The 24,707-nt window shown below is 65.1% G+C and carries 18 protein-coding genes and 1 pseudogene; 11 read left to right on the plus strand and 8 right to left on the minus strand.

What is annotated here, in order from left to right; genetic code table 11:
• Positions 1-59: 59 nt before the first annotated feature.
• The 7 genes from ACNJYB_RS39350 to ACNJYB_RS39380 all read left to right on the plus strand — a co-directional run bounded on the left by ACNJYB_RS39350 (position 60) and on the right by ACNJYB_RS39380 (position 8,796).
• Positions 60-1,214, plus strand: a complete 1,155-nt coding sequence (locus ACNJYB_RS39350) for an iron-containing alcohol dehydrogenase (protein WP_439371865.1) — start codon at positions 60-62, stop codon at positions 1,212-1,214.
• Positions 1,215-1,231: 17 nt separating this feature from the next.
• Entirely contained in the window at positions 1,232-2,782 is a 1,551-nt protein-coding gene (locus ACNJYB_RS39355) for an AMP-binding protein (RefSeq protein ID WP_439371866.1), read from the plus strand.
• 342 nt (positions 2,783-3,124) lie between these two features.
• A complete protein-coding gene (locus tag ACNJYB_RS39360) occupies positions 3,125-4,723 on the plus strand; it encodes an ABC transporter substrate-binding protein (protein WP_439371867.1) in 1,599 nt (532 codons plus the stop codon).
• 35 nt (positions 4,724-4,758) lie between these two features.
• On the plus strand, positions 4,759-5,706 hold the full coding sequence (locus ACNJYB_RS39365; RefSeq protein ID WP_439371868.1) for an ABC transporter permease: 948 nt from the start codon (positions 4,759-4,761) through the stop codon (positions 5,704-5,706).
• Between the two features lie 197 nt (positions 5,707-5,903).
• A complete protein-coding gene (locus ACNJYB_RS39370; RefSeq protein WP_439371869.1) occupies positions 5,904-6,797 on the plus strand; it encodes an ABC transporter permease in 894 nt (297 codons plus the stop codon).
• On the plus strand, positions 6,797-7,804 hold the full coding sequence (locus tag ACNJYB_RS39375; protein ID WP_439371871.1) for an ABC transporter ATP-binding protein: 1,008 nt from the start codon (positions 6,797-6,799) through the stop codon (positions 7,802-7,804). Before ACNJYB_RS39370 ends, ACNJYB_RS39375 begins: the two co-directional genes overlap by 1 nt.
• Entirely contained in the window at positions 7,801-8,796 is a 996-nt protein-coding gene (locus ACNJYB_RS39380) for an ABC transporter ATP-binding protein (protein ID WP_439371872.1), read from the plus strand. The genes ACNJYB_RS39375 and ACNJYB_RS39380 overlap by 4 nt, the downstream gene beginning before the upstream one ends.
• A gap of 15 nt (positions 8,797-8,811) precedes the next feature.
• Here the strand turns inward: ACNJYB_RS39380 and ACNJYB_RS39385 are convergent, their stop codons facing one another.
• The 7 genes from ACNJYB_RS39385 to ACNJYB_RS39415 form a co-directional block, all read right to left on the minus strand.
• Complete coding sequence (locus ACNJYB_RS39385) at positions 8,812-10,788, minus strand: acetyl-CoA carboxylase biotin carboxylase subunit (RefSeq protein ID WP_439371874.1); 1,977 nt, start codon at positions 10,786-10,788, stop codon at positions 8,812-8,814.
• Positions 10,785-12,401 carry an acyl-CoA carboxylase subunit beta gene (locus ACNJYB_RS39390; RefSeq protein ID WP_439371876.1) on the minus strand — a complete coding sequence of 539 codons (1,617 nt, stop codon included), beginning with the start codon at positions 12,399-12,401 and terminating at the stop codon, positions 10,785-10,787. Before ACNJYB_RS39390 ends, ACNJYB_RS39385 begins: the two co-directional genes overlap by 4 nt.
• A gap of 113 nt (positions 12,402-12,514) precedes the next feature.
• Complete coding sequence (locus tag ACNJYB_RS39395) at positions 12,515-13,381, minus strand: 3-keto-5-aminohexanoate cleavage protein (RefSeq protein WP_439371877.1); 867 nt, start codon at positions 13,379-13,381, stop codon at positions 12,515-12,517.
• A gap of 136 nt (positions 13,382-13,517) precedes the next feature.
• On the minus strand, positions 13,518-14,318 hold the full coding sequence (locus ACNJYB_RS39400; protein WP_439371879.1) for a helix-turn-helix domain-containing protein: 801 nt from the start codon (positions 14,316-14,318) through the stop codon (positions 13,518-13,520).
• A 181-nt stretch (positions 14,319-14,499) separates the two neighbouring features.
• Positions 14,500-15,153 carry a glutathione S-transferase family protein gene (locus tag ACNJYB_RS39405; protein ID WP_439371881.1) on the minus strand — a complete coding sequence of 218 codons (654 nt, stop codon included), beginning with the start codon at positions 15,151-15,153 and terminating at the stop codon, positions 14,500-14,502.
• Positions 15,153-16,316, minus strand: a complete 1,164-nt coding sequence (locus ACNJYB_RS39410) for an acyl-CoA dehydrogenase family protein (RefSeq protein ID WP_439371882.1) — start codon at positions 16,314-16,316, stop codon at positions 15,153-15,155. The genes ACNJYB_RS39405 and ACNJYB_RS39410 overlap by 1 nt, the downstream gene beginning before the upstream one ends.
• A gap of 12 nt (positions 16,317-16,328) precedes the next feature.
• Entirely contained in the window at positions 16,329-17,465 is a 1,137-nt protein-coding gene (locus ACNJYB_RS39415) for an acyl-CoA dehydrogenase family protein (RefSeq protein WP_439371884.1), read from the minus strand.
• Between the two features lie 266 nt (positions 17,466-17,731).
• Here ACNJYB_RS39415 and ACNJYB_RS39420 point away from each other — a divergent pair, with 266 nt between their 5' ends.
• Positions 17,732-19,282, plus strand: coding sequence for an acyl-CoA synthetase (locus ACNJYB_RS39420; RefSeq protein ID WP_439371886.1), 1,551 nt, complete (start codon positions 17,732-17,734; stop codon positions 19,280-19,282).
• Positions 19,283-19,357: 75 nt separating this feature from the next.
• A complete protein-coding gene (locus tag ACNJYB_RS39425; protein WP_439371888.1) occupies positions 19,358-20,581 on the plus strand; it encodes an ABC transporter substrate-binding protein in 1,224 nt (407 codons plus the stop codon).
• A 70-nt stretch (positions 20,582-20,651) separates the two neighbouring features.
• On the opposite strand, the gene ACNJYB_RS39430 is transcribed toward ACNJYB_RS39425, so the two are convergent.
• A complete protein-coding gene (locus tag ACNJYB_RS39430; protein WP_439371889.1) occupies positions 20,652-21,413 on the minus strand; it encodes a helix-turn-helix transcriptional regulator in 762 nt (253 codons plus the stop codon).
• Between the two features lie 187 nt (positions 21,414-21,600).
• On the opposite strand from ACNJYB_RS39430, the pseudogene ACNJYB_RS39435 reads away from it, so the two are divergent.
• Positions 21,601-23,864, plus strand: a pseudogene (locus ACNJYB_RS39435) (marine proteobacterial sortase target protein).
• Between the two features lie 180 nt (positions 23,865-24,044).
• Positions 24,045-24,611: a class GN sortase gene (locus ACNJYB_RS39440; RefSeq protein WP_439371891.1), complete on the plus strand. Its 567-nt coding sequence runs from the start codon at positions 24,045-24,047 to the stop codon at positions 24,609-24,611.
• The last annotated feature ends 96 nt before the right edge of the window (positions 24,612-24,707 follow it).

The following is a 24,707-nucleotide window of genomic DNA, read 5'->3' on the forward strand; positions in this document are numbered from 1 at the left end:
CGGCCGCTCGGCTAGACTTCCCTTACAAAACAAGACGAATTTGTCCGGGGAGGACAGGCGTGCATCAGGGACGTGTCGTTTACGGCGCGATCGAGGAGGTCGTGTTCGGCCATCCTGCGGCCAGCGCGATCGTGGCGCAGATGGACCGGTTGGGAGCGCGCCGCGCCTTCCTGATGGTCTCGCGGACGCTGAACCGGCAAACCGACGAAATCGCGAGGATCAAGCAAGCCCTGGGTTCCCGTTGCGCCGGCCTGTTCGACGCCATGCCGGCACACACGCCGCGCGAGGCGGTGATCGCGGCTGCCAATGCGGCGCGTGACGCCGGCGCCGATCTGATCGTCACCGTCGGCGGCGGCTCGATCACCGACGGCGCGAAAGCCGTGCAGCTCTGCCTTGCCAACGGTATCGACACGATCGACGGCATCGACCGCATCCGCGTGCACAAGGGCATCGCGCCCGAGATGAACGGGCCGACGGTGCGCCAGGTCAGCGTGCCGACCACGATCGCCGGCGGCGAGTTCTCATCGATCGCCGGCGTCACCGACCGCAGCACCAACGTGAAGCAGATGCTGCGGCATCCGCTCACCGTTCCGCGCGCGACCATCCTCGACCCCGCAATCACCGTGCACACGCCGGAATGGCTGTTCCTGTCGACCGGCATCCGTGCCGTCGACCATTGCGTCGAAGCGATCTGCTCGCGCGAGACGCATCCTTATGCCGATGCGCAATCGGTCAAGGGCCTTGCCATGCTTGCCGATGCGCTGCCGCGGGTGAAGGCCGACCCGTCCGATCTCGATGCACGGATGGATGCCCAGATCGGAACCTGGCTGTCCATGGGCGCGCTCGCCGCCGGCGTGCCGATGGGCGCCAGCCACGGCATCGGCTACGTGCTGGGCGCGGCCTTCAACGTGCCGCATGGCCACACCTCCTGCGTCATGCTGCCGGCGGTGATGCGCTGGAATGCGCGTGACAATGCCGAGCGCCAATTGACCGTCGCCGCCGCGATGGGTTTTCCCGGCCATGACGCCGCCGACGTACTCGATGCCTTCATCCGCTCCCTCGGTATGCCGCGCAACCTCGCGGACGTGCATGTCTCGGCGGAGCATTTCGACGCGATCGCCGAACAGGCGATGCGTACGAACTGGATTCCGCGCAACCCGCGCAAGATCGCCGGTCCCGCCGACATCAAGGAAATCCTGCTTCTCGCCGCATGATCCAAGCCGGAGGATAGATGTACACTGGTCACCACGCCCGCCTGCGCCCGCTGCAGCCCGCGTTCGTCATGGCGGCGACCGGCGAAGCCGTCACCTATCGCGAGCTCGAGGCACGCAGCAATCGCCTCGCGCATCTGTTCCGCAAGCACGGCTTGAAGCGGCTCGACCACTACTCGATCTTCATGGAGAACAATTCGCGCTATCTCGAGGCCTGCGGCGCCGGCGAGCGCTCCGGCCTGTACTACACCTGCATCAACTCCTTCCTGACGCCGGGCGAGCTCGCCTATCTCCTGGTCAACAGCCAGTCGAAGATCCTGATCACGTCGGTGGCGAAGCTCGACATCGCGCGGGAGGCGATCAAGGCTTGTCCCGACGTCAAGCTCTGCATCGTCGCCGATGGTCCCGGCGAAAGCGAGCGCATCGTCGGCCTTGCCGAGGTGACCGCCGACTCGCCGAAGACGCCGATCGCGGATGAATGGCTCGGCACCGCGATGCTGTATTCATCGGGCACGACGGGACGGCCAAAGGGCATTTTGCGGCCGTTGCCGGAGGAGCCGCCGAAGCACAATCTGCCGCTGTTCGATTTCCTCACAAAACTTTGGCACTACCGCGAGGGCATGGTCTATCTCTCGCCCGCCCCGCTCTATCACTCGGCGCCGCAGGCTGCCGTCAACCTCACGATCCGCATGGGCGGCACCGCGATCATCATGGAGAGCTTCGATCCGGAACGCTATCTCCGGCTCATCGAGCAATGGGGCATCACCCACACCCAGCTGGTGCCGACGATGTTCTCACGGATGCTGAAGCTGCCGGAGGAGGTACGCAAGCGCTACGACCTGTCCTCGCTGGAGATCGCGATCCATGCGGCGGCGCCCTGCCCGGCCCTCGTCAAGGACGACATGATCAAATGGTGGGGGCCGATCATCCACGAATATTACGGCGCGACCGAAGGCCTCGGCTTCACCGCCTGCAACAGCGAGGAATGGCTTAGCCATCGCGGCACCGTCGGCAAGGTGCTGCTCGGTGATCTCCATATCCTCGACGAGAACATGCGGGAATGCCCGACCGGCACGCCGGGCCAGGTCTGGTTCAATACGGGATCGCCGTTCGAATATTTCAACGATCCAGAGAAGACCAAGGAGGCACGCTCGGCCGACGGCAGCATGAGCACGGTCGGCGACGTCGGCTATGTCGACGCGGACCGCTTCCTCTATCTCACCGACCGCGCGACCTTCATGATCATCTCCGGCGGGGTGAACATCTATCCGCAAGAATGCGAGAACCTGCTGATCACCCATCCGAAGGTCGCCGATGCCGCGGTGTTCGGCGTGCCCAATCCCGATCTCGGCGAAGAGGTGAAGGCCGTGGTGCAGCCGATGCCGGGCGTCGTGCCGGGCCCCGCGCTCGCCGAAGAGCTGATCGCGTTCTGCAGCCAGTCGCTGTCGCGGCAGAAGGTGCCGCGCTCGGTGGATTTCGAGAAGGAACTGCCGCGGCTGCCCACGGGCAAGCTGTACAAGCGGCTGCTGCGCGACCGCTATTGGGGGAACAAGACGTCGCGGATTGTGTGAGGGCGCTGCTGCGTAACGTGCGCGCACAAGCGCGGGTGAGGGGAACTCTCCGCTAGTCCAACTCTCACCGCGCCCGCGGAAACTCCCCCTCGCCCCAAGCCTCTCCCCGCAAGCGGGGCGAGGGAGCGCACCTTCGCCGCGGCTCCAGCAACGCCAATTACACGATGTCCGTTCGCACCTGCACTCTCACATTGTGAAAGATTGAAAACCCTGCGGCCTTGCGTCATCCGAATTGCCGAGAGCGCGGCTGCCCTTGCCCGTTGCCTCCCTCCACCTGCCTCGCTATCGTCCTGACAAACAGGCCTGAAAAGGCCCAAAGACCGATGTCCAGGGAGGACGAGGATGCGGAGCGTACGGGCGCTCGCCGCGACGGCGGCGCTATCTTTGCTGGCGTTTTCGACCATTGCATTCGCCGGCGGACCCAAGCAGGGCGGTATCCTGCGGATGTATCATCGCGACAGCCCTGGCAATGCCTCGATCCATGAAGGCGCGACCTACTCGCTCAATGTTCCCTTCATGCCCGTGTTCAACAACCTCGTCATCTACAAGCAGGACGAGGCGCAGAACCGGATGGACAATATCGTCCCGGAACTCGCCGAGAGCTGGGCCTGGGCGGGCGATAACAAGACGCTGACCTTCAAGCTGCGCCAGGGCGTCAAATGGCACGACGGCAAGCCGTTCACGTCGGCGGACGTCAAATGCACCTTCGACATGCTGATGGGCAAGGCGCAGCAGAAGTTCCGGCAGAACCCGCGCAAGACCTGGTACGAGCAGGTCAACGACATCTCGACCAATGGCGATTTCGAGGTCTCGTTCAACCTGAAGCGGCCGCAGCCCTCGCTGCTGGCGCTGCTCGCCTCCGGCTATACGCCGGTCTATCCCTGCCACGTCTCGCCCGGCGACATGCGCACGCGCCCGATCGGCACCGGCCCGTTCAAATTCGTCGAGTTCAAGGCCAATGAATCGATCAAGCTGACGCGCAACACGGACTACTGGCGCGAGGGGCGGCCCTATCTCGACGGCATCGAGTTCACCATCATCCCGAACCGTTCGACCGCCATTCTCGCCTTCGTCGCCAGCAAGTTCGACATGACTTTCCCGACCGAGGTGAGCATTCCGCTTCTGAAGGACGTGAAGTCGCAGGCGCCGAACGCGGTCTGTGTGGTCGAGCCCAACAATGTCGCGACCAACATCATCGTCAATTCGTCCGCGCCGCCGTTCGACAACATCGACATCCGCCGGTCCATGGCGCTGGCGCTCGACCGCAAGGCCTTCATCTCGATCATGTTCGAGGGCCAGGGCGACATCGGCGGCACCATGCTGCCGCCGCCGAACGGGCTGTGGGGCATGCCGAAGGAGATGCTCGAAACCATTCCCGGCTACGGCCCCGACGTGAACGCCAACCGCGAGGAAGCCAAGAAGCTGATGCAGAAGGCCGGTTACGGGCCCGACAAGCATCTCGCCGTGAAGATCTCGACCCGCAACATCCCGGTCTACCGCGATCCCGCGGTGATCCTGATCGACCAGCTCAAGAGCATCTATATCGACGGCGAGCTCGACGTGGTCGAGACCGCGAACTGGTTCCCGAAGATCGCCCGCAAGGACTACATGCTCGGGCTCAACCTGACCGGCAACGCCGTCGACGATCCCGACCAGTCCTTCTACGAGAACTATTCCTGCGGTTCCGAGCGCAACTACACCAACTACTGCAACAAGGAGATCGAAAAGCTGTTCGACGAGCAGTCGCAGGAGACCGATATCGCCAAGCGCAAGAAACTGGTGTGGGACATCGACAAGAAGTTGCAGGAGGACGTTGCCCGCCCGATCATCTTCCACGCGCGCACCGGCACCTGCTGGCAGCCCTACGTCAAGGGCGTGACCGTGATGTCGAACAGCTCGTATAATGGCTACCGCTACGAGGATGTCTGGATGGACAAGTAGCGCAGGCGGCTGACGGGTTCGGCAGGAGGCGAAGGATGTTTGCCTATCTGGTGCGGCGCCTGTTCCTGATGCTCGTGACCCTGTTCGGGATCTCGGTCGTCATCTTCTTCCTGCTGCGCATCGTGCCCGGCAACATCGTCGACATCCTGTTCGCCGCCGCCGGCTATGTCGATCCCGCCGACAAGGCCAATCTGGAGAAGGAGCTCGGCATCGACCAGCCGCTGATCGTACAATACTGGCGCTGGATCAGCGGTTTTCTGCGCGGCGATTTCGGTTACTCCTACGTCTCGGAGAAGCCGGCGCTCCAGGAGATCCTGCCGCGGATTCCGATCACGGCGCGGCTCGCGGGGCTCGCGCTGTTGTTCTCCGCGTCCATCGGCATTCCCTTGGGCGTCATCAGCGCGGTGAAGCAGGGCACGCGGCTGGACTACGCCTTGCGCGTCGTCAGCTTGAGCGGCCTGTCGCTGCCCTCGTTCTGGCTTGGCCTGCTCATCCTCACCGCGGCGGTGGCGATGTTCGGTCAGATACCGATTTTCAATCCCAATCCCAATACCTGGCTCGAAGCCTTCGCGACCTATGCGGTGCCGGCCGCCGCCGTCGGCTTCCGCAGCGCGGCACTGACAATGCGTATCACGCGTTCCTCGATGCTGGAGGTGCTGCGGCAGGACTATATCCGCACCGCGCGCGCCAAGGGCGCCTCCGATGCCGCCGTGAACTATCACCACGCGCTCAAGAACGCGATCCTGCCCGTCATCACCGTGATCGGCATCGAGGCCGCGTTCCTGATCGGCGGCCTGATCGTCACCGAGACCGTGTTCAACATTCCTGGCGTTGCGCGCTTCCTGGTCGAGGCGATCCGCTGGCGCGACTATCCGATCGTGCAGAACCTCGTGATGTTCATTGCGGTGGTGGTGGTGTTCGCGAATTTCACCGTCGACATGCTCTACGCGGTCTTCGATCCGCGGATCAGGTACACGGATTAGCCGCATGATTGTCTCTCGCACAGCGCTTGCGCTCTCCTTCACCTCTCCCCGCTTGCGGGGAAAGGTCGAATTTGCGCAGAGCGCAAATTCGGGTGAGGGGGAGTCTCCACGAATCCGGCTCTCACCTCCCCTCCGGAAAGGCCCCCTCACCCCAACCTTCTCCCTGCAGGCGGGGAGAGGGGGAAGATAGAGCTCACATGGCCGCGATCGACTTCGACGTTGAACTGAGGCGGGCCGGGGCGCATGCGACCGGGGGCTGGCGGCGCGTGCTGTTCATGGCGCAGCGGCATGTGCTGGGCGCGGCGGGGCTCCTCATCATGACGGTCTTCGTGCTCACCGCGATCTTTGCCGATTTCATCGCGCGTTATGATCCCCTCACGGTCGATTCCGCCCACGCGCTGGCGCGGCCGAGTTTCGCGCACTGGATGGGGACTGATTCCTTCGGCCGCGACGTCTTCAGCCGCATCATTCACGGTGCGCGCATTTCGCTGGCCGTCGGCATCGGCTCGACCGCGCTCGGCGGCACGATCGGCGTCATCGTCGGCCTAACCTCCGGCTATCTCTCCGGCTGGGTCGATCTGGTGTTCCAGCGCGTCTCCGACGTGCTGCAGGCGCTGCCGCTGCTGGTCCTCGCCCTGATCATGACGGCGGCGCTCGGCCCGTCGCTACCGAACGTCATCATCGCCATCGCCATTCCGCTGATCCCGACCGTGTCGCGCGTCACCCGCGCCAACACGCTGGCTCTGCGCGAGCAGCCTTTCGTCGAGGCCGCCAAGTCGATCGGCATGAGCGAGATGCGCATCGCGCTCCGTCACGTGCTGCCGAACACGCTGGCGCCGCTGATCGTGCTCGCCACCGCCCAGCTCGGTTCGACCATCCTCACCGAAGCCTCGCTCTCCTTCCTCGGCCTCGGCATTCCCGAGCCTTATCCGTCGTGGGGCCGCATGCTCTCCGAATCCGCCGCCGAATATGTCCGCACCGCGCCGTGGCTGGTGATCTTCCCCGGCATCGCAATCAGCCTCGCCGTGTTCGGCGCCAATTTGTTCGGTGACGCCCTGCGCGACATCCTCGATCCCCGGCAGCGCGGCTGATGGCACAAAAATCCGACATCGTGCTCGAGGTGAAGAACCTGAAGACGGTGTTCTTCACCACCTCCGGCCTGTTCAAGGCCGTCGACGACGTCTCCTTCACCGTGAGGCGCGGCGAGACGCTGGCGATCGTCGGCGAATCCGGCTGCGGCAAGAGCGTGACCGCGCTCTCGCTGATGCGCCTCGTGCCCGATCCGCCCGGCCGCATCGTCGGGGGCTCCGTGACGCTCGAAGGCACCGACCTGCTGGCGCTGGATGAAGCGCAGATGCGCGCCGTCAGGGGCAATCGCATCTCCATGATCTTCCAGGAGCCGATGACCTCGCTCAACCCGGTGATGCGGGTCGGCGACCAGATCGTCGAGGCCGTGCGGCTGCACCGGAACATCTCCTCGAAGGAGGCGCAGAATATCGCCGTGGAGATGCTGCGGCTGGTGCGCATCCCCGAACCGGCGCGGCGGGCGCGCGAATATCCGCACCAGCTGTCCGGCGGCATGCGCCAGCGCGCGATGATCGCGATGGCGCTGGCGTGCCGGCCGGCGCTGTTGCTCGCGGACGAGCCGACCACGGCGCTCGACGTCACCATCCAGGCGCAGATCCTGGCGCTGATCCTCGATCTGCAGAAGGAGCTCGGCACCGGGCTCGTGCTGATCACGCACGATCTCGGCGTGGTCGCGCAGACCGCGCAGCGCGTGATCGTGATGTATGCCGGCCGGAAGGTCGAGGAAGCCAGCGTCGAAGCGTTGTTCGCAGCACCAAAGCATCCCTACACGCGCGGCCTGATGGCTTCGATCCCGGCCGTCCCTGCATCCGGCCTCCCGGCCCAGGCGCGGTTGAACGAAATTCCGGGCACCGTGCCCTCTCTGGTGCGGCTGCCGAAGGGCTGCGCCTTCGCGCCGCGCTGCAAGCTCGCGATCAAGCGCTGCGAGGACGAATATCCACCGCTCGCGGATTGGGGCGGCGGCCATCTCGCGGCGTGCTGGCGCGCGGAAGAAGTCGCGGAGGTGGCATGACCGGGGCGCTGCTCGAAGTCACCGACCTCAAAAAGCACTACCCCGTGCGCGCCGGCGTGCTGCGCCGGCAGGTCGGCACCGTGCATGCGGTTGACGGCGTCTCGTTCTCGCTTGGGACCGGCGAGACGCTCGGCCTCGTCGGCGAATCCGGCTGCGGCAAGTCAACGGTGGCACGCAGTGTGCTGCGGCTGGTCGAGCCGACCTCCGGACAAATTCGTCTCGACGGCGAGGACATCACGCATCTCTCAAAGACGGCGCTGCGCCCGCACCGCCGCTCGATGCAGATCGTGTTCCAGGATCCGTTTGCCTCGCTCAACCCGCGCATGACCGCGGGCGACATCGTCGGCGAGCCGCTGGCGGTGCACGGGCTTGCGAGCGGCAAGGAGCTGGAGACTCGGGTCGCAAGGCTGTTCGAGCAGGTGGGCCTGCGGCCCGACCAGATGGGCAATTTCCCGCATCAGTTTTCGGGCGGCCAGCGGCAGCGCATCTGCATCGCACGCGCGCTCGCGCTGGAGCCGCGTCTGATAGTCTGCGACGAGCCGGTATCCGCCCTCGACGTCTCGATCCAGGCGCAGGTGATCAACCTCCTGATCGACCTGCAGCGCCAGCACGGCTTCTCTTATCTCTTCATCGCGCACGACCTTGCCGTGGTGGCGCATATCAGCCATCGCGTTGCCGTGATGTATCTCGGCCGCATCGTCGAGATCGCCGACAAGGACGAGCTGTTCCGCAATCCCAAGCATCCCTATACGCAGGCCCTGCTGGCCTCGGTGCCGATCGCCAATCCGCTCGCAAAGAAGCTGGCGCCGCTGGTCGACGGCGACGTGCCGAGCCCCGTCAATCCCCCTTCGGGCTGCGCGTTCCACACGCGCTGCCGGTTTGCGATGGAGCGGTGCAAGACGGAGCGCCCGGCGCTCGCGGATGCAGGCGACGGGCACCAGGTGGCGTGCTTGCTCAATGACGGGACGGGGCGGAGCAACGCGTCTGCGTAGGTGGCGCGTGCCGCGCTACCCGGCCCCGATCTCCGCGACGATCCTGCCGGTCGTCACCTGCTCGCCTTCGGCGACGTCGATCGCGGCGATCACGCCCTCGATCCCCGCCTTGTGGACGTGCTCCATCTTCATCGCCTCCAGCGTCAGCACCGGCTGGCCGGCGGTGACGCGGTCACCCGGCTTGACGAGGACGGCCACGACGCGGCCGTTCATGGCGGCGCGGACCTTGCCGTCGCCGCCATTGGTTGCCGCCGCTTTCGGCGCGGCGAGGGTGAGATCGGTGACCGCTAGCGGAATGCCGCGGTGCTGGAGGTAGAGCCGGTCGCCATTGCGCAGAAATTTTGCGCTGTCCATCACGCCGTCGTGGCGGAAGCGGATGGCGTCGGGATCGAGCTGGTCAATCTCGAACCTGTCCGGGCGGCCGTCGGCGGCGACGGTGTAGCTGCCATCGCGCTCGCGCGTGACTTCGAGCTCATGCGCGTGGCCGTCAATTTCGATCTTCGCCGGCAGCGGAAAGGTGACGGCGAGACTCCGCCCGCTTTGCCATGATGGTGCGCGTGGATTGGTCACGTAGAGCAGCAGGCCTGCCAGCGCCCTATCGAATGCGGCGTCGGCGCGCGCCGCCAGCAGATCGTCGCGATGCGCGCCGATGAACCCCGTCGTCGCCTCGCCCCTGGCAAAGCCGGGATGGCGCAGGCAGGACATCAGGAACGCCTGGTTGGTGGTCACGCCGAAGGCCGTGAGCTGCTCGAGGCCAACGATGAGCCGCCCCCTCGCCTCCTCGCGAGTCGCGCCATGGCTGATCACCTTGGCGATCATGGAATCGTAGAATGGCGGAATCTCCGAGCCCGACCGAAGCGCATGCTCGACGCGAATGCCATCAGGCACCTGCCAGTACCCCATGCGGCCGGACTGCGGCATGAAGTCCTGTGCCGCATCTTCCGAGCAGAGCCGCACCTCGATGGCATGGCCTGTGAAGCGGATGTCGTGCTGCCTCAAGGGTAACGGCTCGCCACGCGCGACGCGCAGCTGCAGCTCGACGAGATCGAGCCCGGTGATCGCCTCGGTCACGGGATGCTCGACCTGGAGACGGGTGTTCATCTCCATGAAATAGAATTCGCCGCTTTCGTCGAGCAGGAACTCCAGCGTGCCGGCGCCCTCGTAGCGCAGCGCCTTCACCGCCGTTACCGCAACCTCGCCCATCTTGGCGCGCAATTCCGGCGTCACCGCGGGCGACGGCGCCTCCTCGATCAGCTTCTGGTGGCGCCGCTGCACCGAGCAGTCGCGCTCGCCGAGATGGATGGCATTGCCGTGGCTGTCGCCAAAGACCTGGATCTCGATGTGGCGGGGATTTTGAATGGCGCGTTCGAGGATGACGGTGGGATCGCCGAACGCGGCCTTGGCTTCCGAGCGCGCGCTGCGCAGCGCGTCGGGGAACGACGCCGCGTCGCTGACGAGCCGCATGCCACGGCCGCCGCCACCGGCCACCGCCTTGATCATCACCGGGAAGCCAATCTTTTCGGCTTCCGCGAGCATGACCCCATCACCCTGGTCTGCGCCCTGATAGCCGGGCACGATGGGCACGCCGGCCTTCTTCATGATCTCCTTGGCGCCAGCCTTGTTGCCCATCGCCTCGATCGCCTGCGGCGACGGGCCGATGAAGACGAGGCCGGCATCCTTGCAGGCCTGAGCGAAGTCTTCGTTCTCCGCGAGGAAGCCATAGCCGGGATGAACGGCATCCGCGCCGCTCGCCTTGGCCGCGGCAATGATCGCGCGGACGTTGAGATAGGATTCGCCCGGCAACGCCGCGCCGATGCGCACGGCCTGATCGGCGTGCTTGACGTGAGGCGCATCGCGATCGGCGTCCGAATACACCGCGACGACACCAAGGCCTAGCTGCCGCGCGCTGCGCATCACGCGCAATGCGATCTCGCCGCGATTGGCGACCAGCACCTTGAAGAACGGGCGGTGATGCACTGATCCGTTCCTCATGGGCGGGCCACCGAAAACTGCATGCGCTGAGGCGAGCGCGCATCGCCCTCGCGGCAGATCGCGAGCACCTCGGACAGCACCGCGCGGGTGTCGCGCGGATCGATCACGCCGTCGTCGAGCGCGCGGGCGCTGGTCGAGAACACATCCATCTGGCCGTCGAACACGCCGATGATCTCGGCCTTCATCGCATCCAGCCTGTCCTTCTCGATCGGCTTGCCGCGGCGGGCGGCGGCCGCCTCCGTCACGATTGCCATGGTCTCGGCGGCCTGCTCGCCACCCATCACGGCGGTCTTGGCGTTGGGCCAGGAGAAGCAGAACCGCGGATGGAAACCGCGGCCGCACATGCCGTAATTGCCGGCACCGAACGAGGCGCCGCAATAGATGGTGATCTGCGGCACCGTCGCCGAGGTCACGGCCTGGATCATCTTCGAGCCGTGCTTGATCATGCCGGCTTCCTCATAGGCCTTGCCGACCATGTAGCCGGTGGTGTTGTTGAGATAGAGAATCGGCGTGCGGGTCTGGCAGCAGGCCTGGATGAAATGCGTCGCCTTGTTGGCGCCGGCGGGATCGAGCGGGCCGTTGTTGGTGATGATCCCGATCGCCTGGCTCTCGATGCGGGCATGGCCGCAGACGGTGGCCGGGCCGTAATTAGGCGCCATCTCGGTGAAATCGGAATCGTCGACGATGCGGGCAATCACCTGCTTCATGTCGACGGGGCGCTTGTGATCCATCGGCATGATGCCGAGCAGCTCGTCCTGGTCGTAGCGCGGCGGCTTGAACTGGGTCGACGCTTTGCCCGGCCGCTCCCATTCCATCGCCGCCATGATCTCGCGCGCGATGCGAAGCGCGTCGCGATCGTCCTCGGCGAGGTAATCGCCGAGTCCGGAGACTTGCGTATGCATCTCGGCGCCGCCGAGCTCCTCCTCGGTCGCGATCTCGCCCGTCGCGGCCTTCAGCAGCGGGGGCCCGGCGAGGAAGGCGCGGGTGCGGCCGCGGACCATGACGATGTAGTCGGACAAACCGGTCTGGTAGGCGCCACCCGCAGTCGAGGAGCCGTGCGTGACGGTGACGACCGGCAAGCCCGCCGCCGACAGCCGCGCCAGATTGCGAAAGATGTTGCCGCCGCGAATGAAATCCTCGACGCGGTAGCGCAGCAGATTGGCGCCGGCGCTTTCGACGAGCTGGACATAAGGCAGCTTGTTCTCCAGTGCGAGCTCCTGCACCCGCAGCGTCTTGTCGAGGCCGTAAGGCTGCAGCGCGCCGGCGTCGATGCCGGAATCGCTGGCGCTGACCATGCAGCGGATGCCCGAGACGAAGCCGATGCCGGCGATGACGCCGCCGCCCGGCACACTCTTGTTCGGATCGGGCACGTCGAACATGTAGCCGGCGAGCGTCGACAGCTCGACGAAGGCCGCGCCGGGATCGAGCACCAGCGCGACGCGCTCGCGCGGCAGCAGCTGGCCGCGCTTGTGGAAGCGATCTTTCGCTGCCGCGGACGCCGCACGCGTGCGCTCTTCCAGCGCGCGCATGCGGTCGATCAGGCCGAGCATACCGTCGCGGTTGGCGTGGTAGGCGGCGCTGCCGGGGGAGATGGCGTTTTCGAGAATGGCCATGACTTTATCCTCTCGTCACTGCGAGGAGCGAAGCGACGAAACAATCCAGACTGTTTCCGCGGACGCACTCTGGATTGCTTCGCTTCGCTCGCAATGACGGGTGAGGCGATACCTTACCTGTTCGTGCCAAAGATCTTCCGCGCTTCGGCCGGCGATGCGATCTCGCGGCCGGCGCGCCTTGCACAGGCGGCGACCGCTTCAATGAGCTGGCCGTTCGAGGTCACCTTGGTGCCATCGGCGAGATAGAAGGTGTCCTCGAGGCCGGTGCGTAAGTGGCCGCCGAGCTCGGCGCAGCGCTGGTGCAGCGGCCAGATCTCCTCGCGGCCGATGGCGGTGACCTGCCAATGCGCCTCGGGACGTTTGAGCTTGATCAGGATCGGCAGCAATTCAGGATCGGCGGGCATTCCTGAGGCGACGCCCATGACGAAATTGTATTCGAGCGGTCCTCTGTACATGCCGACCTGGTGATACATGCCGACGCAGCGGACGATGCCGACGTCGAAGCATTCGAACTCCGGAATGGTGCCGACCGCGTTCATGACGTCGAGATAGTCCTTCACCTTCTCGACCGCGTTGTCGAACATCATCGGCGGCCAGGCCCAGGTATTGTCGGCCTTCACCTTCAGGTAATTCAGCGAGCCGGCGTTGCAGGCGGCGATCTCGGGCTTCGTCTCACGGATACAGTCGAGCGCGCCGGAGTAGTTCGGCCCCGACACACCCGAGGTGTGGTTGATGATGACGCCGGGACAGGCCTCGCGGATCGCCTGCTGGATTTCCTTGCTGACCGCGACCTCCCAGGACGGCAGGTGCCCCTTGTTCGGCGCCTGCTGGCGCAGGTGGATGTGCATGATGGACGCGCCGGCATCGAACGCAGCCCTGGCCTCGTGCGCCATCTGCTCGGGCGTCACGGGCACGTTGTGCTGCTTCGGGTCGGTAAGCACGCCGTTCAGCGCGCAGGTGATGACGGCCTTGTCGCTCATGCCAAGAATGTCTCGCACGTTGAGAACTCAACGTTTGCGATCATGTGACGCGCGACATTCGGCTTCTTGCGCGGAGAAGCTGGAAAAGGAGGTGATGTAGGGTGTGTTGGCCGAGGGCGTAACCCACCCTAACAAGCTACGAGGCCTCCGCCATCCGCACGGTCTCGGTGCTGCGGTAGATCGCAAGATCCCGCGAGCCGACGAAGATCGCGCGCGGCTTCAATCCGTAGAAGCGGCGGATCGAGTGGCTGAAATGCGTGGAATCTGGATAGCCGATGTCCTGCGCGAGATGCGCGAGGTTGAGATCCTGGTTGGCGAAGTGCAGCAGGTGCCGCGCGCGCTTCCAGGCGCGGAACGAGCGGAACGAGATGCCTGTCTCCTCCTTGAACAGATGCAGGAAGCGCGAGGTGGAGAGACCTGCCTCAATGGCGCAGGTGTCCGCCGTGACGGGCTCGCCGGAGAAGCGCTCGATGCGGGCGACCGCGCGCATCACGCGCGGGTCGAGCACGCGGCGCGGCAGCGCTTCGCCAAAACACATCTCGTCGAATTCAGCGGTGGTGATGTCGCCGTAGCGGCGCTGGCGCAGCAGCGCGTAGGCTGCGAGGATCTTGCGCGCGTAGACGGCCCGATCGGGTCCGGTCAGCCGCTCGGCCAGGGCCTCGATCACGCCATCCGGCAGGCTCTCCGGCTCGAGCGTCACGCTGATCGCAGTGCGGTAGTCGCCGGCGATGGAATGGCGCTGGTTCGGCAGGGTGACGAACAGCTCGCCGGTGGCGAGAACGTCGTCGATCGTGAGGTGCAGATTGCCCTTCACCGCCACATAGACATGGCAGCAGCCCGGGGTCCGCTTGCGGGGGCGACCGAGCAGGCCCGCATAAAACACCCGCTCCGGCGTGATCAGCATCAGATGGTCGGATTCGCGACCGTTATCTTGCATTGGGCTCCTCCTCGCGCGGCTCTCGGGCCGCTGCGGACGGAGGTCACCTTAGCGGAAATTTGGGCGCTGTCACGACGGGATAGCGCTGTCACGCCGCGCAAAAGATTACCATTCCGGGAGGGCCGTTGGGCGAACCCGGAACTCTCCGTCACCGCCGTCCCGGCGCAGGCCGGGACGACAATCAAGCCCTCACCCGTGCCGCAACATTCTGCTCGATCCCGGCCTTTTGCTCCGCAGCAACGGCGCGCCTGAACCCGTCGCGCTGCTGCAGGCGAGCCCAATAGGCTGCGACATTTGGCCCGAAATCCTTGGCTAGACCGGTGGTTTCGGCGAGCCGGAGAGCGAAACCGATCGCAATATCGGCGGCGGTGAAGCGGCCCGCGCACAATGTATCGGCATTTGCAGTCGCTGCCTCAACCGCGCGCAGCCGCCCCAGGAACCATTTCGCATAGTCGCCCACGACCTTGTTGTTGCGCTGCTCCGGCTCGTGCTGGCTGTAGCGGAGCACCAGCGTCTGCGGGAAGGTCAACGTGGCGTCGCTGAAATACATCCAGTTCAGGAACGCGCCATAGGCGGGATCCTCGGGGCCGATCATCAACGGCGTCGGCCCATATTTGATGCCGAGGTAGTGGCAGATGCCGGAGGACTCCGTCATCCTGGTCTCGCCGTCGATCATGAAAGGAATGGTCCCGAGCGGATTGATCGCGAGATATTCCTTTGCGAAAACGCGCGGCGGGAATGGCAGCATCTTCAATTCGTACGGCAGCCCCATCTCTTCCATCATCCAGAGCGGACGGCAGGAGCGCGCAGCTTCGCAGTGATAGAGCGTAATCATCAGGCGTTTCCCTTGCTCCCCGGCAGCGTACCCATCATCTTGCACAGGACCATCAGCATGACCTCGTCGGCGCCGCCACCGATCGAGGTCAGGCGGCTGTCGCGATAGGCACGGCTGACCGGCGTCTCGTTGGTAAAGCCCATTCCGCCCCAATATTGCAAGCAGGCGTCGGTGAGCTCGCGGCCGAGCCGGCCGGCCTTGAGCTTGGCCATGGTCGCAAGCCGCGTCACGTCCTCGCCGGCGACCAGCTGCTCGCCGGCGCGATAGATCAGCGCGCGCAACAGCTCGACCTCGGTCTGCATCTCCGCGAGCTTGAAATGGACGACCTGGTTGTCGAGGATCGACTTGCCGAAAGCCTTGCGGTTGCGCGTGTACTCGATGGTCTGGTTGATGATGTATTCGTGCGCCTTCAGGCAGGCCGCCGCGCCCCAGAGCCGCTCTTCCTGGAACTGGATCATCTGGTAGGTAAAGCCCTTGCCCTCCTCGCCGATCCGGTTGCGCTTGGGCACGCGGACATTGTCGAAGAAGATCTGCGCGGTGTCCGATGAGCGCATCCCCATCTTGTCGAGCTTGCGGGCTACGGTGACGCCCTTGCTCTTCATGGGCACGCAGATCAGCGACTTGTTGCGGTGAACGGGTCCATCGCCGGTGTTGGCGAGCAGGCAGATCCAGTCGGCCTGGGTGCCGTTGGTGATCCACATCTTGCCGCCATTGATGACGTAATCGTCGCCGTCGGAGCGCGCATTGGTCTTGATCGAGGCGACATCGGAGCCGGCGCCCGGCTCGGAGACGCCGATGCAGGCAACGTAATCGCCTGATATCGAGGGGCTGAGAAACTCGCGCCGTACCTCGTCGGACCCGAACCGCGCCAGCGCCGGGGTCGCCATGTCGGTCTGCACCCCGATCGCCATCGGCACGCCGCCGCAGGTGATGGCGCCGAGCTCCTCCGCCATCATCAGCGCGTAGGAGTAGTCGAGGCCGGAGCCGCCGAACTCGACCGGCTTGTTCAGGCCGAGGAAGCCGAGACTGCCCATCTTCTTGAACAGCTCATGCGCCGGGAAAATGTCGGCCTTCTCCCATTCATCGATATGAGGATTGATCTCGTTGGCGATGAATTTCTGCAAGCTGCGGCGGATGTCGTCGTGGTCGGCGGTGAATAGCATTTTGTCCTCTCGTCACAACCCCATCTGCCGTGCCGCCAGATCCTTCATGATCTCCTCGGTGCCGCCGCCGATGGCGTTGACCTTGACCTCGCGGTAGATGCGCTCGGCCTTGATGCCGCGCATGAAGCCGGCGCCGCCGAAAATCTGCACGGCTTCCGAAGCGCAGAACGCCATGGTCTGGGTCGCCTGGTTCTTCATCATGCAGATCTCGGCAACCGGGCTCTCGCCCTGCTGCAGCCGCCAGGCCAGCATCTCCAGCATCGCCTGACTTGCAGCGACCTTCTGCGCCATGTCGACGATCTTGTGCCGGATGACCTGGTGTTGGGCGAGCGGCTTGCCGAACGTCTTGCGTTCCTTGGCATAGGCGATCGCCTCGTCGAGGCAGACGCGCGCAAAGGCGGTGCAGCTCGCCGCCATGCTCATGCGCTCGCTGTTGAAATTCTGCATGATGATCTTGAAGCCCTGGCCCTCCTCGCCGATCAGGTTTTCGGCCGGCACACGGCATTCGTCGAAATGCAGCGTCGCGGTGTCGGAGGCCCACCAGCCCATTTTCTTCAGCTTTATCCTGGAGAGGCCGGGCGTATCGCCCTCGATCAGGAGCAGGCTGACCCCGCCGGCGCCCTCGCCGCCGGTGCGCACGGCAACAGTCAGGTAGTCGGCGCGCACGCCCGAGGTGATGAAGGTCTTCTCACCGCTCACGACGTAGTGATCGCCGTCGCGCCGCGCCCTGGTGCGGAGGTTTGCAACGTCCGAGCCGCCGCCCGGCTCCGTGATCGCGAGCGCGGAGATCTTCTCGCCCGCCAGCACCTGCGGCAGCACCCGTGCCTTCACCTCGGCCCGCGCCGCGCGCGCGATCGGCGGCGAGCCGATGGTGTGGCTCATCAGGCTGGCGCTGACGCCGCCGGCGCCGGCCCGCGCCAGTTCCTGGCTGGCGACGATCTTCATGAACTGGTCGGCGGCGATGCCGCCATATTCCTCGGGGAATCCAAGTCCCAGAAGGCCGATTTCGGCGGCCTTGCGATAGAGCGCCCGCGGGAATTCGCCGGCCTCGTCCCATTCATGGGCGAACGGGGCGATCTCCTTCTCGACGAAGCGGCGCATGACGTCGCGAAAGGCGTCGTGCTCGGCGGTATAGAACGGGCTCTTCATCGTGGTCTCGCCCTGTTGGCGGATTCGTCGCGTCCACCATGGCTGGAACATTTGCCGTTCACTTGCGCAGAGTGGCTGACCGGAGGAACCGCTTCACCGCGGCCTGCAACCTAGCAACTCAACGCAAGACGATTTTCGCTCCTCGCAGGCCAACTCCAAATCAAAAAAGACGTGGTGCACAAACTCCGGCTGGCCCTCGCGGCCACGCCGGGCATGTGCCCGGCAAGAAGGCTATGGCGGCACAAGACCGCCGGGGGGAGGGATTTTTGGCCGTTCGTTACTACGACTGGATCGCCCATCATGGCCGCCGCGCGCCCGGCAAGGTCGCGCTCATCGATCTCGCGAGCGAACGCCGCTTCAGCTATTCGCAGCTCGACGCCCGGGTCTCGCGGCTCGCCTCCTTCCTGCGTCACGGGTTGAAGGTCTCGCGCGGCGACCGCGTCGCGGTCCTGGCACTGAACACGACCGATACGCTGGAGGTGCAGTTCGCCTGCGGACGGCTTGGCGCGATCTTCGTGCCGCTCAACACCCGCCTCACCGTCCCCGAGCTCCAGTTCATCACCGCCGATTGCGCGCCGAAGGTGATGATCCACGACGCTGATCTGGCCGACACGGCGCTCAGCGTCGCAAAGCTCTGCAACGTTGCCACCTGCCTGCTGCTTGGCCCGGGCGGCAGCTATGAGGCCGGCATCGCCGCCGCAAAGCCGCTCGAGGCCATCGAGGAGGTCACGCTCGATGATATCTCGACCATCATGTACACATCGGGCACGACGGGACATCCGAAGGGCGCGACCATCACCCATGGCATGACCTTCTGGAATTGCGTCAATCTCGGTGGCCCCGCCTGCATCGGGCCCTCTTCGGTGCTGCTCACCGTGCTCCCGCTGTTCCACACCGGCGGGCTCAATTGCTACACGAATCCAGTGCTGCACGCGGGCGGCACCGTGATGATCATGCGCGCCTTCGATCCCGGCACGGCGCTCGGCCTGATCAACGATCCCGCGCAGGGCATCAACGTGTTCTTCGGCGTGCCCGCGATCTACCAATTCATGGCGCAGCATCCGGCATTCGCCACGACCGACCTGAGCCGACTGATCGTTGGCGGTGTCGGCGGCGCGCCGATGCCGGTGCCGCTGCTGAAGGTCTGGGAGGCGCGCGGCGTCGCGCTGCAGCAGGGCTACGGCATGACCGAGACCTCGCCCGCCGTGCTGGTGCTCGACCGCGAAGATGCCGCACGCAAAGCCGGCTCCGCCGGCAAGCCGGTGCTGCACACCGAGGTGCGGATCGTGCGGCCCGATGGCAGCGATGCCGATATCGGCGAGCTCGGTGAGCTCTGGGTGAAGGGGCCGAACATCACGCCCGGCTACTGGAACAGGCCCGAGGCAAACAAGATCTCGTTCACGGACGGCTGGCTGCATACGGGCGACGCGACGCGCGTGGACGAGGAGGGCTTCTACTACATCGTCGATCGCTGGAAGGACATGTACATCTCCGGCGGCGAAAACGTCTATCCGGCCGAGGTCGAGAACGTCCTGCACCAGCTCACCGCCATCGCGGAAGCCGCCGTGATCGGCATTCCCGATCCGCAATGGGGCGAGGTCGGCCTTGCCATCATCGCGGTCAAACCGGGCCAGCGGCTGACCGATGCGGATGTGTTCGCGCATTGCGCGGCCAATCTGGCGCGCTTCAAATGCCCGCGCCAGATCCGCTTCGTCGATGCGTTGCCGCGCAACGCCACCGGCAAGATCCACAAGCCGACCTTGCGCAAGGAATTATCCGTCGCCTCGGAGGTCGACAGGAAAGTCGCAAACGCCTGATCGAAGCGCCCTTTGCCGGCGCTTTTCTTTTTTGAAGTGCCTGCCCAGCCAACAAGGAAAACCCAAGGAATTTCCATGAAGAACAAGAAACTCTCCCTGCTCGCCGCGGCGGCGGCGGTGACATTGCTGTCGGCCCAGGCCGCCCAGGCGCAGAAGAAATACGACACCGGCGTCAGCGACACCGAGATCAAGATCGGCAATGTCGAGGCCTATTCGGGCCCTGCCTCCGCCTACGGCATCATCGGCAAGACCGAGGAAGCCTATTTCAAGATGATCAACGACCAGGGCGGTATCAACGGCCGCAAGATCAACTGGATCTCCTACGACGACGGCTATTCGCCGCCGAAGACCGTGGAGCAGGTCCGCAAGCTGATCGAGAGCGACGAGGTGTTCCTGGTGTTCAACGCGCTGGGCACGCCGACGCAGACCGCCGTGCAGAAATATCACAACACCAAGAAGGTGCCGCAGCTGTTCCTCGCCACCGGCGCCAGCAAGTGGAACGACCCGAAGAATTTTCCATGGACCATGGGCTTCCAGCCCAGCTACCGGGTCGAGGCACAGATCTTCGCAAAATACATCCTGAAGGAGAAGCCGGACGCGAAGGTCGCGATCTTCTATGCCAACGACGATTTCGGCAAGGACTACCTCGCCGGCATCAAGGATGTGTTCGGCGACAAGGCCTCGAAGCTGATCGTGGCCGAGGAGAGCTACGAGACCTCCGAGCCGTCGATCGACGCCCACATCGTCAAGCTGAAGGGCACCGGCGCCGATGTCTTCGTCAACATCGCGACGCCGAAGTTCGCGGCACAGGCGATCAAGAAGATCGCCGAACTGGAGTGGAAGCCGATGCACCTGATGACGGACGTCTCGGTCTCGATCGGCGCGGTGATGAAGCCTGCCGGCCTCGAGGCCTCCGAAGGCGTGCTGTCGGCCGGCTATCTCAAGGATGCGTCGGATCCCCAGTGGAAGGACGACGAGGGCATGAAGAAGTTCATGACCTTCATCGACAAGTACATGCCCGGCGCCAACATCTCCGACGCCAATCTGGTTTACGCCTATGCCGCGGCCCAGACCATGGTGCAGGTGCTGAAGCAGTCCGGCGACAATCTCACCCGTGAGAACGTGATGAAGCAGGCCGCCAGCCTGAAGGATTTCGTTCCGGACACGCTGATCCCGGGCATCAAGATCAACACCTCCGCCACGGACTTCGCGCCGATCGAGCAGCTCAAGATGTGGCGGTTCAAGAAGGGCCAGTGGGAGCTGTTCGGCGACATCATCAGCGCCGAGCCGAACGGTTAGCTCGGAGCGAACGGCCCGTGCATGGGAGATGGCGGCCGCGAGGCCGCGATCTCTTTATCCGCAAGTGAACCTATGCCGGCAGGAACAGCGCGAACGGCTCCTCCACCGTGCGGCGCAGGTGCTTTCGGTACAGCTCGTAGTTGGCGTCGTCCGGCGCGACCCGTCCCAGGGACGGCTTCGGAATGTTTTTGAGCGGCACATAGGCGATGGGCGCGGCGATCGGCGTCAGCTGCGAGCCGGGGCCGGCGCGGAGCGTCGAGATGATGCCGTACATCTCGCCGGCGACCGTCGGCCGCGACACCGTGATCACGCGATGCTGGCCGTGCTTGATGATGACGAGGTAGATGAAGCCGGACTGATGGGGAACGGCGACCTCGCCGGTATGTTCATAGGCGGTATCGGTCCGGTCGCCTTCGCGGAAGACCAGCGATGAGACTTTCGGCTCCCAGGCGATCTCGGTGCGGTAGGCGAAGATCGCGTCCTTGTCGCCGAATGACGGCCGCAACGTGATGTAGACGTCCTCGAGCCAGGTCACCGCGCGATGCGCATAGGAGCCGAGGCTGTCGGGAGCGACGTCGTTCGCGGCCGGTGGCGTCACCACGGCGGCGCTCTTGCGCAAGGACACGCCCAGCGCCTGCTCCAGCCGGACCGTGGTCGCCAGGGTGAACGGCCGGCGGCCGCCTAAAACCTTCTCCAGCGTCGACAGACTAAGCTTGGCCTGCTCCGCCAGCGCCTGCCGGGAGATCCGGCGTCTGGCCAGCTCCTCGCGAATGGTCTCCGCGATCTCGCGGCTCTGCTCGTCCGAAAGCTGCTTGTCGGCCTGTGTCTGCATCGTCAACCCTGCCCTGGGAGTGCCATCCTATCAGGGCGGACAAACCAGCACAAAACCGCACATGGCCGCCCCGGCGGCGGGCCCGTCCGGCCGGCGGCGGCGGAACATTGCCGATCATTCTGCTCGCGAAATCGCGCCCTCCCGGCGGATGCTGAAGGCCAGCAAACATGCTTCGGGAGCAGGCCAAATGAGTACCTACGACACAGCCGAGGGGGACGAACACCCCTTGTTGAGCCGGCTGATCAAGGTTGGATTATTCCTTCTCGCGCAGGGCATCGCCGTGATGCTGGTCGCCTTCGTGGCGCTGCTGGTGAGCTTCGGGACGGGCTGGTCGGCAACGACCGAGCCGGCCAGCCTGCTCCAGCCCGGCGAGGCCAAATCCGGCAGCCTGCTGCTGAAGGAGGACGGCGCCTACACCGAGGCCATCCGCCTCGGCACCGATGTTGACATCACCGTGTCAGGCCCGACGCTGCGCGCCCGCGTCACCCAGGTGTTCCGCAATCCGACCAGGGACTGGGTCGAGGCCACCTATGTCTATCCGCTCGCGACCGACGGCGCGGTCGATACCCTGAAGATCGTCGTCGGCGACCGCGTCATCGTCGGCGACATCAAGGAGCGGCAGCAGGCCCGCGTGATCTACGAGCAGGCCCGCAGCGCCGGCCAGAAGGCCGCGCTCACCGAGCAGGAGCGGCCCAACATCTTCACAAATTCGGTCGCCAATATCGGCCCCGGTGAGACCGTGCTGGTGCAGATCGAATACCAGGAGCCGGTGCATCAGAGCGGCAACGAATATTCGCTGCGCCTGCCGCTGGTGGTCGCGCCGCGCTACAATCCGGCACCGATCGTGCAGAGCGTCGACTTCCGCGAGGACGGCTCCGGCTGGGGCGCGACCAATTCGGATCCCGTGCCGGATCGCGATCGCATCTCGCCGACCGTACTGGATCCCGCGAGGAACGCGCCGGTCAATCCGACCAGCATCACGGTGCGCCTGAAGGCCGGCTTCGCGCTCGGCGAGGTCAAGAGCCATCACCACAACGTCAAGACGGAAAGCCCCGACGCTGCGACGCGCATCATCACGCTCGCCGACGGCACTGTGCCCGCGGACCGTGATTTCGAGCTGACTTGGAAACCGGCCGCCGAGAAGGCGCCGTCGGTCGGGCTGTTCCGCGAGCATGTCGGCGATGCCGATTACGTGCTCGCCTTCGTCACCCCGCCGAGCGCCGAGCAGGCGGTGCAGAAGCCGCTGCCGCGCGAGGTCGTGTTCGTGATCGACAATTCCGGTTCGATGGGCGGCACCTCCATCGTCCAGGCCAAGGCGAGCCTGCTCTATGCCCTCGGCCGCCTGCAGCCGAACGACCGATTCAACGTGATCCGTTTCGACGACACCATGGACGTGCTGTTTGCGGCCTCCGTGCCGGCGGATGCCGCCCATGTCGGCGAAGCCACTTCCTTCGTCGGCGCGTTGCAGGCGCGCGGCGGCACCGAGATGGTGCCGGCGATGCGTGCGGCGCTGACCGACAAGCTCGCCGACAGCAACATGGTCCGCCAGGTCGTGTTCCTGACCGACGGGGCGATCGGCAACGAGCAGCAATTGTTCGAGACCATCACGGCGATGCGTGGCCGCTCGCGCGTGTTCATGGTCGGCATCGGCTCTGCGCCCAACACCCATCTGATGACGCGCGCCGCCGAGCTCGGCCGCGGTGCCTTTACCCATATCGGCTCCGTCGAACAGGTCGAGGAGCGCATGCGCGGCCTGTTCGCCAAGCTCGAAAATCCCGCCATGACCAGCCTCACCGCAAAGTTCTCCGACGCCGGGGCTGACATCACCCCGGCGATCATTCCCGACGTCTATCGCGACGAGCCGCTGGTGCTGGCGGCGAGGCTCGACAAGCTCGCGGGCTCGCTCGAGATCAAGGGCCGCGTCGGCGACCGCCCGTGGTCGGTGACGCTGCCGCTGCAGAACGCGGCCGAGGGCAAGGGCCTGTCGAAACTCTGGGCGAGGCGCAAGATCGGCGATGCGGAAGTCGCGCGCACCCTGCGCGAGATGACGCCGGAAGTATCCGACAAGGCGATCCTGGCACTGGCGATTGATCATCAAATCGTCACCCGCCCACCAGCCTCGTCGCCGTCGACAAGACGCCGAGCCGGCCCGAAGGCGAACCGCTCAAGCTGAGCGAGCTGCCGATCAATCTGCCGGCCGGCTGGGATTTCGAGAAAGTGTTCGGCGAACGGCCGCATCTGACGCCGACGCAGCTGCGCGAACGCCATGCCGATGCGCGCAGCCAGCCGGCGGCAAGGCGGCCGACACCTGCTTCGCCCGATGCGATCCGGCTGCCCAAGACGGCGACCTCGGCCGAGCTGAAGATGATCGCGGGCCTGATCCTGATCGTGCTCGCCCTGTTCCTGTTCGTGTTCAACCGGCGTCAGCCCTTGCTCACTGACGCCGCTTGAGAGAGGAGAGCCCCCCGAACTCCTCTGTTAGCGCACGCGGCTGCCCGTCCCGACAAACGGCCGCGCGCGCCTTTTTTGATCGTCATTGCGAGGAGCGAAGCGACGAATCAATCCAGACTGCCGCCGCGGAGACAGTCTGGATTGCATCGCGTCGCTCGCAATGACGGGGGACGAAACACAATGCCCCGCCTCATCTCTCTGCTGATACCGGCACTGATCGGCCTGCTCCTGTTCGGCGAAGGCGCATACATCCACGCCAAGGCATGGCTGGCGCAGGTGCTGCTGGAGCGGGCGTTCGACCAAGGCGTTGCGACGGGACAGGCGGTCAAGCCGTGGTCGTGGGCCGACACCTGGCCGGTCGCTCGGATCGAGGTCAAGCGGATCGGCGCCAGCGCCATCGTGCTGGAAGGCACGAGCGGACAGGCGCTTGCTTTCGGACCCGGCCATATCGACCACACGGCCAATGCAGGCGAACGCGGGATTGCGGTGTATGCCGCGCATCGCGACACGCATTTCCGCTTCCTGCGGAACGTTGCCATGGGTGACATCATCGATGTCACCCGCGGCGACGGCCATCATTTTCGCTATCGCGCGGATTCCTCGAAAGTGGTCCGTTTCGATGAATCGGGCATCGACGCCACGGCACAGGGTTTCGAGCTTGTTCTCGCGACCTGCTGGCCATTCGACGCCGTCACCTCGGGCCCCGAGCGCTATATCCTGCATGCAACATTGATTGCTGACAGATAGATCGCCATTGGGGGATGCGCACTTCATTCCACCGCACGGCATACCAGCCACACAGTTGCCACTCCGAAGGACTCGCCATAGAACAGAGTGACGCGC

The sequence above is a fragment of the Bradyrhizobium sp. SMVTL-02 genome, from assembly GCF_051853005.1.
Taxonomy (GTDB): Bacteria; Pseudomonadota; Alphaproteobacteria; order Rhizobiales; family Xanthobacteraceae; genus Bradyrhizobium.